At 38.7% G+C, this 11,455-nt stretch carries 16 protein-coding genes and 1 pseudogene; 14 read left to right on the top strand and 3 right to left on the bottom strand.

Annotated features, from left to right (window positions below):
- The 3 genes and pseudogenes from BAU27_RS13295 to BAU27_RS13280 all read left to right on the top strand — a co-directional run.
- A pseudogene (locus BAU27_RS13295) lies at window positions 1-1,209 on the top strand (BclA-related collagen-like exosporium protein); the annotation flags it as partial.
- A 201-nt stretch (window positions 1,210-1,410) separates the two neighbouring features.
- Window positions 1,411-2,424, top strand: coding sequence for a GTP 3',8-cyclase MoaA (moaA, locus tag BAU27_RS13285; RefSeq protein ID WP_071748384.1), 1,014 nt, complete (start codon window positions 1,411-1,413; stop codon window positions 2,422-2,424).
- A gap of 16 nt (window positions 2,425-2,440) precedes the next feature.
- The gene (locus tag BAU27_RS13280; RefSeq protein WP_071771080.1) at window positions 2,441-3,454 is read left to right on the top strand and encodes a molybdopterin-synthase adenylyltransferase MoeB; all 1,014 of its coding nucleotides are present in this window, start codon (window positions 2,441-2,443) and stop codon (window positions 3,452-3,454) included.
- A gap of 42 nt (window positions 3,455-3,496) precedes the next feature.
- Here BAU27_RS13280 and moaC read toward each other — a convergent pair whose 3' ends face one another.
- Window positions 3,497-3,982, bottom strand: a complete 486-nt coding sequence (moaC, locus tag BAU27_RS13275; RefSeq protein ID WP_000094156.1) for a cyclic pyranopterin monophosphate synthase MoaC — start codon at window positions 3,980-3,982, stop codon at window positions 3,497-3,499.
- Window positions 3,983-4,065: 83 nt separating this feature from the next.
- On the opposite strand from moaC, the gene BAU27_RS13270 reads away from it, so the two are divergent.
- The 7 genes from BAU27_RS13270 to BAU27_RS13240 all read left to right on the top strand — a co-directional run bounded on the left by BAU27_RS13270 (window position 4,066) and on the right by BAU27_RS13240 (window position 8,748).
- Window positions 4,066-5,355: a molybdopterin molybdotransferase MoeA gene (locus BAU27_RS13270; RefSeq protein ID WP_071771079.1), complete on the top strand. Its 1,290-nt coding sequence runs from the start codon at window positions 4,066-4,068 to the stop codon at window positions 5,353-5,355.
- Window positions 5,319-5,840: a molybdopterin-guanine dinucleotide biosynthesis protein B gene (gene mobB, locus BAU27_RS13265; RefSeq protein WP_002094381.1), complete on the top strand. Its 522-nt coding sequence runs from the start codon at window positions 5,319-5,321 to the stop codon at window positions 5,838-5,840. The genes BAU27_RS13270 and mobB overlap by 37 nt, the downstream gene beginning before the upstream one ends.
- Window positions 5,837-6,301 carry a molybdopterin synthase catalytic subunit MoaE gene (gene moaE, locus BAU27_RS13260; protein WP_071748380.1) on the top strand — a complete coding sequence of 155 codons (465 nt, stop codon included), beginning with the start codon at window positions 5,837-5,839 and terminating at the stop codon, window positions 6,299-6,301. The genes mobB and moaE overlap by 4 nt, the downstream gene beginning before the upstream one ends.
- Before the next feature lie 2 nt (window positions 6,302-6,303).
- On the top strand, window positions 6,304-6,537 hold the full coding sequence (gene moaD, locus BAU27_RS13255; RefSeq protein ID WP_000621795.1) for a molybdopterin converting factor subunit 1: 234 nt from the start codon (window positions 6,304-6,306) through the stop codon (window positions 6,535-6,537).
- A gap of 99 nt (window positions 6,538-6,636) precedes the next feature.
- Complete coding sequence (locus BAU27_RS13250) at window positions 6,637-7,059, top strand: DUF3888 domain-containing protein (protein WP_071748379.1); 423 nt, start codon at window positions 6,637-6,639, stop codon at window positions 7,057-7,059.
- A gap of 33 nt (window positions 7,060-7,092) precedes the next feature.
- Window positions 7,093-7,950 (top strand): glucose uptake protein GlcU, encoded by an 858-nt coding sequence (gene glcU / locus BAU27_RS13245; RefSeq protein WP_071748378.1) that lies wholly within the window; start codon window positions 7,093-7,095, stop codon window positions 7,948-7,950.
- 12 nt (window positions 7,951-7,962) lie between these two features.
- The gene (locus tag BAU27_RS13240; RefSeq protein WP_071748377.1) at window positions 7,963-8,748 is read left to right on the top strand and encodes a glucose 1-dehydrogenase; all 786 of its coding nucleotides are present in this window, start codon (window positions 7,963-7,965) and stop codon (window positions 8,746-8,748) included.
- Window positions 8,749-8,823: 75 nt separating this feature from the next.
- On the opposite strand, the gene BAU27_RS13235 is transcribed toward BAU27_RS13240, so the two are convergent.
- Complete coding sequence (locus tag BAU27_RS13235; protein ID WP_083595994.1) at window positions 8,824-9,318, bottom strand: CarD family transcriptional regulator; 495 nt, start codon at window positions 9,316-9,318, stop codon at window positions 8,824-8,826.
- A gap of 267 nt (window positions 9,319-9,585) precedes the next feature.
- Here BAU27_RS13235 and BAU27_RS13230 point away from each other — a divergent pair, with 267 nt between their 5' ends.
- Both BAU27_RS13230 and BAU27_RS13225 read left to right on the top strand, forming a co-directional pair.
- Window positions 9,586-9,822, top strand: a complete 237-nt coding sequence (locus tag BAU27_RS13230; protein ID WP_071748375.1) for a DUF2553 family protein — start codon at window positions 9,586-9,588, stop codon at window positions 9,820-9,822.
- A gap of 1 nt (window position 9,823) precedes the next feature.
- The gene (locus BAU27_RS13225) at window positions 9,824-10,006 is read left to right on the top strand and encodes a sporulation protein Cse60 (protein WP_000621746.1); all 183 of its coding nucleotides are present in this window, start codon (window positions 9,824-9,826) and stop codon (window positions 10,004-10,006) included.
- Between the two features lie 33 nt (window positions 10,007-10,039).
- Here the strand turns inward: BAU27_RS13225 and BAU27_RS13220 are convergent, their stop codons facing one another.
- Window positions 10,040-10,267: a DUF3973 domain-containing protein gene (locus BAU27_RS13220; protein ID WP_000498999.1), complete on the bottom strand. Its 228-nt coding sequence runs from the start codon at window positions 10,265-10,267 to the stop codon at window positions 10,040-10,042.
- A 422-nt stretch (window positions 10,268-10,689) separates the two neighbouring features.
- Between BAU27_RS13220 and BAU27_RS13210 the strand changes: the two genes are divergently transcribed.
- The gene (locus BAU27_RS13210) at window positions 10,690-11,121 is read left to right on the top strand and encodes an SRPBCC family protein (protein ID WP_071748374.1); all 432 of its coding nucleotides are present in this window, start codon (window positions 10,690-10,692) and stop codon (window positions 11,119-11,121) included.
- Window positions 11,122-11,445, top strand: coding sequence for an ArsR/SmtB family transcription factor (locus BAU27_RS13205; RefSeq protein WP_071748373.1), 324 nt, complete (start codon window positions 11,122-11,124; stop codon window positions 11,443-11,445).
- The last annotated feature ends 10 nt before the right edge of the window (window positions 11,446-11,455 follow it).

Raw genomic sequence — 11,455 nt, 5'->3', positions numbered from 1 at the left:
GGTCCAACAGGGCTATCAGGCCCGACAGGAGTGACCGGTCCATCCGGTGGACCACCAGGCCCGACAGGAGAAACAGGAGATACCGGTGCGACAGGTTCAACTGGAGTGCCAGGAGCGACAGGAGCGACAGGAGAAACAGGGGCAACCGGAGTGACGGGTTTACAGGGTCCACAAGGAATACAAGGTGTGCAAGGAGAAATAGGTCCAACAGGCCCACAAGGAATTCAAGGTCCACAAGGAATACAAGGTGTAACAGGAGCAACAGGAATTCAAGGTCCACAAGGGATACAAGGTCCACAAGGAATTCAAGGCCCAACCGGTCCACAAGGAATTCAAGGAGCACAAGGCCCACAAGGGATACAAGGAGCAACCGGAGCAACCGGAGCACAGGGCCCACAGGGAATTCAAGGGATACAAGGAATCCAAGGTCCGACTGGTCCACAAGGCCCAACTGGCATTCAAGGTGTGCAAGGGGAAATAGGTCCAACAGGTCCACAAGGTGTGCAAGGCTTGCAAGGCCCACAAGGCCCGACAGGGGATACGGGAGCTACTGGTTCACAAGGACCGCAAGGAATCCAAGGTCCACAAGGCCCAATGGGAGCCACTGGAGCAACCGGAGCGACAGGTCCACAAGGAATTCAAGGCCCGCAAGGAATCCAAGGTCCAACGGGGGCTACTGGAGCAACCGGTTCGCAAGGTCCAACTGGAGATACCGGTCCAACAGGTTCACAAGGAATCCAAGGTCCAACTGGCCCAACAGGAGCTGGAGCCACTGGAGCGACCGGAGTGACTGGAGTTAGTACAACTGCAACGTATGCATTTGCGAATAATACATCAGGAACAGCTATTTCCGTTTTATTAGGTGGTACGAATATCCCATTACCGAACAATCAAAATATTGGACCAGGAATAACCGTTAGTGGTGGAAATACTGTATTTACAGTTGCGAATGCAGGGAATTATTATATAGCCTATACAATTAATCTAACGGCAGGATTAATTGTAAGTTCTCGTATAACTGTAAATGGCAGTCCGCTTGCGGGAACGATAAACTCTCCGGTAGTGGCTACTGGTTCATTTAGTGCACCAATAATTGCTAACTTGCCTGCTGGAGCTGCTGTTAGTTTGCAATTATTTGGATTAGTTGCAATAGCTACATTATCTACGACAACGCCAGGAGCTACTCTAACTATTATTAGATTAAGTTAATAAGTAGAAAACCTTGGAACTTTTATGTTTCAAGGTTTTTTTATCCCGGTATTTGAGAGTCATCTTCGCTAATCAGAGGGGAATTGATAACTTTCTATTATTTAAAGTTTCACTTTATTCACGTGAGCAAAAACATCGCAGTTCGAAAATATATTATAATAGAATGAAAAGAGAGAAATTTGGCAGAAAGGGAGGGTGGCGATGCAGGAGATGGTTAAAGACTTTTTTGGACGCCCACTTCAAGATTTACGCATATCTGTCATTGATCGTTGCAATTTTAGATGTACATATTGTATGCCAGCGGAAGTATTTGGGCCTGATTATGCTTTTTTGAAAGATGAGTTTTTACTAACGTTTGATGAAATCGAACGTTTGGCAAAAGTGTTCGTTAGCATCGGTGTACGAAAAATTAGACTTACTGGTGGTGAACCACTGCTTCGTAAAGATTTAACAAAACTTATTGCACGTCTCGTGAAAATTGACGGGCTAGTAGATATAGGATTAACGACAAATGCTATTCATTTAACGAAACAAGCAAAGGCATTAAAAGAAGCTGGATTACATAGAGTAAATGTTAGTTTAGATGCAATAGATGACGATACATTTAGGGACATTAATGGTAGAAATATTAATACGAAACCTGTGATTAAGGGAATTAAAGCAGCAAAAGAGGCAGGGCTTGAAGTGAAAGTAAATATGGTTGTGAAAAAAGGGATGAACGATCATCAAGTACTTCCGATGGCTGCGTATTTTAAAGAGCGAGGAATCACGCTTAGGTTTATTGAGTTTATGGATGTTGGTAGTACGAATGGATGGAATTTCGATCAAGTGGTTACAAAGCGAGAATTGATCGAGATGATTCATAAAGTGTATCCGCTTGAGCCAGCTGAAGCGCATTATTTCGGTGAAGTTGCGAAGCGATATCGGTACGTTGGAACAAATGTTGAAGTCGGTTTTATTACTTCTGTTTCTGAGTCATTTTGTTCCTCTTGTACGAGAGCGAGAATTTCAGCAGATGGAAAGTTTTATACTTGCTTATTTGCGACAGAAGGATTGGATGTAAGGAAACTTCTTAGAGGAAACCTTTCGGATGATGAGTTATTAAGCGTTATACAAGATGTGTGGATGAATAGAAAAGATAGGTATTCGGATGAACGGACAGAAGAAAGTGCAAAGAATCGTCCGAAAATTGAAATGTCTTATATAGGAGGATAAGAAAGGAGGCTATCGTATGCAGGAGCGATATTCAAGACAAATATTATTTTCTGGTGTTGGAGAAGAAGGGCAGCGAAAAATAAGAGGGAAGCATGTGCTTATTATCGGCGCTGGTGCTCTCGGCGCAGCGAATGCAGAAGCAATTGTTAGAGCAGGTGTTGGTAAAATAACGATTGCTGATCGTGATTATGTAGAATGGAGCAATTTACAAAGGCAACAATTATATACAGAGGAAGATGCGAAACATTATAAGCCGAAAGCGATAGCGGCAGCAGAACATTTAAAAGCGATTAATTCTGAAGTGGAAATTATCCCGGTTGTGACCGATGTAACGGTTCAAGAAATGGAAGAGTTAATTAAAGGTGTAGATTTAATATTAGACGCGACGGATAATTTTGAAACGCGCCTTCTTATTAATGATATATCTCAAATGTATAACGTTCCGTGGATATATGGGGGATGCGTTGGAAGCTACGGAGTAACTTATACAATCTTGCCAGGAAAAACGCCATGTTTTCGATGTTTAATGGAGCATCCAGCGAGCGGAGCGACATGTGATACGGCCGGTATTATACAGCCAGCAGTGCAATTAGTAGTTGCGCATCAAATAACGGAAGCTTTAAAAATATTAGTAGAAGATTTTGAGGCACTTCGTGAAACGATGCTATCATTTGATCTTTGGAATAATCAACAGATGGCATTTAAAGTGAATAGACAGAAAAAGGATACATGTTTATCTTGTGGAAAGCTACGTACATATCCGAGTTTAACATTTGAAGCACAAACGAAAACAGAAGTATTATGTGGACGAAATACAGTTCAAATCCGTCCAGGTGTGCGACAGGGGTTTAATTTAGAAGAAATTAAAAAGCGCTTACAAAAAAGTGTGGATGTAAAGGAAACACCTTATTTATTATCATTTCCGGTGGGAAAATATCGTTTTGTTTTATTTACAGATGGTAGAGCATTTATTCATGGGACGAATGATATGAATGTGGCGAAACGCTTATATGCAAGATATATAGGGTGAACCTAAAGGAGAGTCCTTTAGGTTCAAAGGGAAAAGGTAGTATTAAGAATTTCTAATATAATCTCCATTTTTTCCGCCTGTTTTTTCAAGTAAGTACGTTTCACCAATAATCATGCCTTTATCAACAGCTTTACACATATCGTACACGGTAAGAGCGGTAGCGGAAGCAGCTGTTAAAGCTTCCATTTCAACGCCGGTACTACCTTCTGTTTTAACTTTTACTTCAATAAGTAGTCGATATTGTTCTTCTGACTGTTTCCAATCGAAAGAAACATCAACACCTTTTAACAATAAAGGATGGCACATTGGGATAATATCAGAAGTGCGTTTTGCAGCCATAATGCCTGCGATTTGTGCAACAGCCAATACATCACCTTTACCAATTTCATTGTGAGAGATTTTGTCGAAAATTTCTTTCGTAACGAGAATGCTAGAGCATGCAATTGCTGTTCGAACAGTTACTTTTTTGTCGCTTATATCAACCATTTTAGCACGCCCTTGGTCATTGAAATGTGTGAATGAAGACATGGAATTCCTCCTTGAAGTAATTACGATTTAATATATAAAGTGTAATCGAGATTAGATATTTTGCAAATATGAGGTGAGAAACAATGGTAGAAAAACGAATCCCGATTCAAGTTGCTGAGGCAGTAGAGCGGGTGATGAAATACGCTAAGCATGGTGAAGTTGAAGAAGTTTTTATTACAGAAAGTTATGGGAGGATTCTTGGGGAGGATGTTGTCTCAGATCACGACGTTCCTCACTTTGATCGTTCTCCTTACGACGGTTTCGCAATTCGAGCAGAAGATACGAAAGAAGCGAGTCAAGAGCACCCGGTTGAATTTGAAGTAATAGGAGAAATCGGAGCAGGTTCTGTTTTTTTAGAAGAAGTAGGAGCTTTTCAGGCGGTTCGTATTATGACAGGAGCAGCTATCCCAGAAGATTGCAATGCAGTCGTAATGCTAGAGTTGACGGAAGGATTCGAGAAGAACGAAAGTACATATATGAAGTTGAAACGTTCTTTCCAAAATGGTGACAATGTGTCATTTAAAGGAGAAGATATAAAACAAAATCAAGTCCTTGTTAACAAAGGTGTTGTAATCAATCCAGGTGTTGCCGCACTGTTAGCGACGTTTGGATATAGCACTGTGAAAGTTGTAAAACAGCCTGTTGTCGGTATTGTAACGACAGGAAGCGAATTACTTGAAGTGCATGAGTCGCTAGAGCCAGGCAAAATTAGAAATAGTAACTCTTATATGATTGCAGCTCAAATTATAAAAGCTGGCGGGAAAGTGCGTTACTATGGACAACTTGCCGATGAGTTAGATGCATGTTTTACAGCTGTTAAATCAGCGATGGATGAGGTTGATATTTTAATTACAACGGGCGGTGTTTCAGTAGGAGATTACGACTACTTACCGGCTATTTATGAAAAGTTACAGGCAAATGTGCTTTTTAATAAAATAGCGATGAGACCCGGAAGTGTAACGACAGTAGCTGAAGTTGATGGAAAGTTACTTTTCGGTTTATCAGGTAATCCATCAGCTTGTTATGTAGGTTTCGAATTGTTTGTGCATCCGGTTATAAAAACGTATTTGTATGCGAAGGAGCCTCACATATATAGGGCAGACGCTATTTTGCAAAAAGACTTTCCGAAACCAAATCCGTTTACTCGTTTTGTAAGAGCGAAAGCGAGCATTGTTAATGGGGCACTACAAGTGACGCCGGTCGGTTTAGATAAATCGAGTGCGGTATCTTCACTCGCAGATGCGAATGCTTTTATCGTGTTGCCCGGAGGAACGAGAGGATTTGAAGCAGGGATGAAAGTATCTGTATTATTGTTAGAGCACTCCGAGGGATGTGATTGGCCATGGGCAACGCCCCTTCAATCTTACAAATAGTAGGGTATCAAAATAGCGGGAAAACAACACTTGTAGAGAAAATTGTGCATGCATTAGCTGAAAGTGAAATGAAAGTTGCTACAATTAAGCATCATGGTCATGGTGGTTTTCCTGAAGTAGCGCAAAAAGATAGTGAAAGGCATCGGAAAGCTGGTGCTGTCGTAAGTAGTGTAGAAGGCGCTGGATTACTATCTCTGTCTTCATTACGAGATGAATGGTCCTTGCAAGAAATTATCCGCTTGTACGAATTTTTTGAAGTGGATACGATTTTAATAGAGGGCTATAAAGCTGAGAAATATCCAAAAGTAGTTTTACTTCGTTCTGCGGAAGACATTGAACTTTTACATAAGGTAGAAAACGTAGTAGCAATTATTACGTGGGATAATGTCCTGTCAAATTTAAGAGAAGACTATAAAGTATTTCATATAACAGAAGAAAAATTGTATGTAGACTGGTTTTTACAAACGGTTAGGAGTGCAAAATGATAAATACGTATTATGAAGTAATTGATACAGAAATCCAAATTGAAGAGGTGGCAAAGAAAGTAATTCGACGTGAATGTGGTGCTGTTACAACATTTATTGGAACGGTTAGGGAGTTTACGAAAGGGCGTCGTACATTATACTTAGAGTATGTTGCTTATAAGTCGATGGCAGAAAAGATGCTACAGAAAATCGGCACAGAAGTGAAGGAAAAATGGCCTGGTACACATGTTGCGATTACACATCGCATTGGCACGTTGCAAATTTCTGATATAGCGGTTGTTGTTGCTGTATCAACGCCACATCGTAAAGAGGCCTATGAAGCAAATGAATATATTATGGAGCGTATTAAGCAAATTGTTCCGATTTGGAAAAAGGAGTTTTGGGAAGATGGCGACTCGTGGATTGGTGATCAATTAGAAAAGACACCATATCCAGCAGGAGAGCCTGGGAAGGAGCTATAAATATGATTCGAGTATTGTTATTTGCGAACTTGCAAGAAGAAGCAGGAACAAGTGAATTACAAATAGAGAAAGAAAATATTACGGTTGCAGAGTTAAAAGATATTGTCGCGAAGGAATATAATGTACCAGTATCAGCGCCAATTATGGTTGCGATTAATGAAGAATATGCAAATGAAGATGATACGATACAATCTGGTGATGTAGTTGCACTCATACCACCGGTGAGCGGTGGTTAATATTGGATTTGTACTAGAAAAAACGACTTTCCTAAATAGGAAAAGTCGTTTTTTTATGGGCATTTTGAGAACACTAACTTATAGAACAAGGAGGGAATTATGAAAAAGATATGTGTAATGATTACAATGATATGTTCTATTTTTTTCTCTTCTCCAAGCTATTCTTGGGCGAAAGAATCGAAGGAACAACTTTTAGAGAGTGCACTACTTAATCGATATTACTCAGTTATAAGGCAAGCGACAGAAGATCAGTATGAATGTGATTCAGTTACAAATATAAAGCGTCTAGGCAAGAAAGATGAATTTGTTCCTAGATTTGAAGTGACGCTACAATTTCTTACATTTCAAGGGGCGCATAATCCGCCGAATGACAAAGTTACACTTACTTTGGAAGACAATTTAGATCACATTAAGATAAAGAAAGTAGAGCGAGAAAAAAATGTGTCTAGTGCGATTGCAGAAAAGGTTTGCGCACGAGCGAAGGAAAAAATGAAAGCACACTCTAATGGTGTAGAGCGATAACTGATGATATTTAGTAAAGAAAGGTAATGAGCGATGGATATACTTTTAGCGATTTTACCAGCTATATTTTGGGGGAGTATTGTGCTATTTAACGTGAAACTCGGCGGAGGACCGTATAGTCAAACGCTCGGTACAACATTTGGTGCACTTATTTTCTCGATTGTTGTTTATATTTTTGTGAAGCCAGTATTAACTCCTACTGTTATTGGAGTTGGAATTGTATCAGGTTTATTTTGGGCACTTGGTCAGGCGAATCAATTAAAAAGTATTGATTTAATGGGTGTTTCGAGGACGATGCCAATTTCAACAGGACTTCAATTAGTTGCGACGACTTTATTTGGAGTCATCGTATTTCATGAGTGGTCCACGACAATATCAGTCGTCCTTGGAGTTTTGGCGCTCGGTTGTATTATTATCGGTGTTATTTTAACATCACTTCAAAATGAAGAAGAAAAAAATGCAGAGCAAGCAGCAAATTTTAAAAGGGGCATCATAATTTTATTAATTTCAACAGTCGGTTATTTAGTTTACGTAGTAGTTATTAGGCTATTTAACGTAGATGGTTGGTCTGCTTTATTACCACAAGCAGTTGGTATGGTGTTAGGAGGCATTTTACTTACGTTTAAACATCATCCATTTAATAAATATGCGATACGAAATATTATTCCAGGATTAATTTGGGCAGCTGGAAATATGTTTTTATTTATTTCACAGCCGCGTGTCGGAGTTGCAACAAGCTTTTCACTATCACAAATGGGAATTATTATTTCGACGCTTGGCGGGATTCTTATATTAGGTGAAAAGAAAACGAAACGTCAATTAACAGGTATCGTTGTTGGTATCGTTTTTATTATCGCAGCCGGAATTATGTTAGGGATTGCAAAAGGATAAGGAGGCATTGAAATGTATAGTGATTTAGAAGGGAAAGTCGTCGTTATTACAGGATCAGCAACTGGTTTAGGTAGAGCGATGGGAGTACGATTTGCTAAGGAGAAAGCGAAAGTGGTTATTAACTATCGCTCACGAGAGTCAGAAGCGAATGATGTGTTAGAAGAAATTAAAAGAGTAGGTGGAGAAGCGATTGCTGTAAAAGGTGATGTGACGGCAGAGGCAGATGTTGTGAATCTCATTCAATCTGCTGTGAAAGAGTTTGGTACGCTCGACGTTATGATTAATAATGCAGGGATAGAAAACGCGGTACCGTCGCATGAAATGCCGTTAGAAGATTGGAATAAAGTAATCAATACAAATTTAACAGGCGCTTTTTTAGGAAGTCGTGAAGCGATTAAATATTTTGTGGAACACGACATTAAAGGATCTGTCATTAATATGTCTAGTGTTCATGAGAAAATTCCGTGGCCACTATTCGTGCACTATGCAGCAAGTAAGGGCGGTATTAAACTTATGACAGAAACGTTAGCGTTAGAATATGCGCCAAAAGGTATTCGAGTAAATAATATTGGACCAGGTGCAATTAATACGCCGATTAATGCCGAAAAGTTTGCTGATCCAAAGCAGCGTTCTGACGTAGAAAGTATGATACCAATGGGCTACATTGGAAAACCTGAAGAAATCGCAGCAGTAGCAACTTGGCTCGCTTCATCAGAGGCGAGTTACGTAACTGGAATTACGTTATTTGCAGATGGTGGAATGACTTTATACCCATCGTTTCAAGCTGGGCGTGGATAATATGAAAAGGCCAAAGAGATAAATCTCTTTGGCCTTTTTAAGCAAAAAAAAAATAGCGGTCAGCTATTTTTAAAATTAATGATTGATTGTATCTTGAAGAAATTCTGTTGCTTGATGTTCTGAAACATTCTGTACGAGCGCAACTTCGCTAATAACCATTTTGCGCGCATTATCTAGCATTTGTTTTTCGCTCGCATTTAATGCTCTTTCTTTATTGCGACGAAGTAAATCACGAACAACTTCTGCACTATCTTGAAGATTGCCGTTCTTCATTTTTTCCATATTCATTGTATATCTTTGTTTCCAGGAAAGTGAGGGGTCTGATTCCCCATGATGAAATTCAAGAAGTATACCATCTAACGTACCTTTATCGACGATATAACGTATACCTGATTTTTGTAATTGATCCATCGGAAGCATTACTTGCATATCTTTACTAAGGATGCGTATCACACAATATTGACGCGAAGTACCTAATATTTCTTTCTCCTCAATCGCTTCGACGATCCCTGCACCGTGCATTGGATAAACGATTTTATCACCAATTTGAAACAAATCATCCACCTCCATATGTGGTAACCATCTTTAATGATAACACACTTAGATAAAAATGTCAAATTTTATATAATACCACATTGAATACATTCGAGTCAATATGGTAAAGGTCTTTTTTTTTATGTATTTTTTTGCGCTTTTATGTGAAATAAATATAGGTGACTTTTTTAGAAAAATAGTACAGGCGCAGAAAGAAGGCATATCCACTTATTTTTAAGCATAAAATGTAAAATCGCTAATACAATATACCTAAATCCGTTCTTTGCAAAGGAGGGAGAGAAGGTGGGACACACAATAAAAATTGATATTACAAATAAAGTTGTAGCTAAATTTAGATCAAATTATTTGGAATTATATACGAGTAAATTTATGATAGGTAAGTTTTATGTCTATACTGAAGATAAACAATATGTGTTAGAAGACGGATATATACATGAAAATGGAAAGTTTTATCGCATCATAGATACGCACCGTGGCAATAATCAAGCGGCGGAGGGCTGCGATCTAGGATGGTGTTAACATGATTCGTGTGAAAGTGTTTGATGAAAGTCACGAAAAAGACTTAGAAGACGCTGTAAATGTGTTTTTAAAAAAAATTGATGATGGAAATTTTGTAGATATAAAGTATCAAGTTGGTGTTTCGATTAATGATGATGAAAATCAAATTTATTGTTTTTCAGCGATGATTGTTTATAAAGCATAAAAAAGAGCTGGGGAGCCAGCTCTTTTTTATGCTTTATGTTGGGACAACATGTGTCGGTAAAATATTCATAATAGATTGTGTTGCGCCTGTTTTCTTTGCTGTTAAAAGAATTTCTCCTGTTTCATGCTCCTGAGCATCAGTACACATACCGAGGTGATAACGATCACCTAAAAATGGATCAATATAAAAACCGTTTTTGAATACTTTATCATTCGGATGTTTTTCATGGTGAATTTCAGAACAATTAATGCAATAGAACATAGCTTACATCCCCTTTTTATTTTTGTTTAAAAAAGTGAGTCGGTAGTCATTTCGCTCCTAAGGAAATGTTGAGGAGAAGAGAAATAACTACCTACTCAAATGGTGGGCATATTCCTTCTGATTTTTCATATCTCACGTATTGTCCCTGAGGGAAGGAGGCGAGACACAGTACGCGTGATATAAGTAAGGCACTTCTTTCAATATGAATGATGGAGTTTCATATTGAGAGAAGTTTTTATTTTTTATTGCCTTTGTGAGTATATTATGAGGGAATGCTGAGAGGGTGTTTGTCCTGTTGAAAAAATGTTGAGAATTTCTCAACAGTGAACATAGCCTTCCTTGACATGTAACCAAATGGTGTTATATTATCGAAAATGAAACTAAAAGGTGTTATTTTTTGCGCCGAATAGAGGAGAATGAAAATGGAACAACAAAATACATTAAATGATATTAAACAAACAATCGTTTTTAACGCGTCTATTCAAAAAGTATGGAATATAGTATCAACTGCAGAAGGGATTGCATCATGGTTTATGCCAAATAATTTCGAATTAGAGGTAGGTCATGAATTTCATGTGCAATCACCATTTGGACCATCACCATGTAAAGTGTTAGAAATTGATGAGCCAAACCATTTATCTTTCTCATGGGATACAGATGGCTGGGTTGTATCATTTGATTTGAAGGACTTAGGAGATAACAAAACAGAATTTACGTTAATTCACGGTGGCTGGAAACATCCTGATGAAATCCTTCCGAAAGCGAATGCGAAGAGCTCTATTATTCGCGATAGAATGCATGGGGGATGGGTAGCGATTGTAAATGAAAAACTGAAAAAGGTTGTTGAAGGTTAAATGTCTTCGTCAGCAGCGAAATATGATGTATTTCAAGCAATTGCTGATCCAACCCGCCGAGAAGTATTACGGTTATTAAGTGATAGAGAGTTACCAATTTCTAAAATAACAGACCATTTTCCAATGAGCCGTACTGCAGTTGTAAAGCATCTTCATATCCTTTCAGAAGCGAATTTAGTGAGTGGAAGAAAAAACGGGAGAGAGAAGATATATCGTTTGCAACCGGAGCCGTTAGAGGAATTACAGCAGTGGCTCTCGTATTATGAACGATTTTGGGATAATAAATTGTCCATGCTTAAGCATATTGTGGAGAATGAAAAATAAAAGAGGATGA

This window comes from Bacillus sp. NH11B (assembly GCF_001884205.1).
Classification (GTDB): Bacteria; Bacillota; Bacilli; order Bacillales; family Bacillaceae_G; genus Bacillus_A; species Bacillus_A proteolyticus.
Note: the sequence above shows the minus strand (reverse complement) of the source record. Positions and strands in the feature narration are given on the sequence as shown.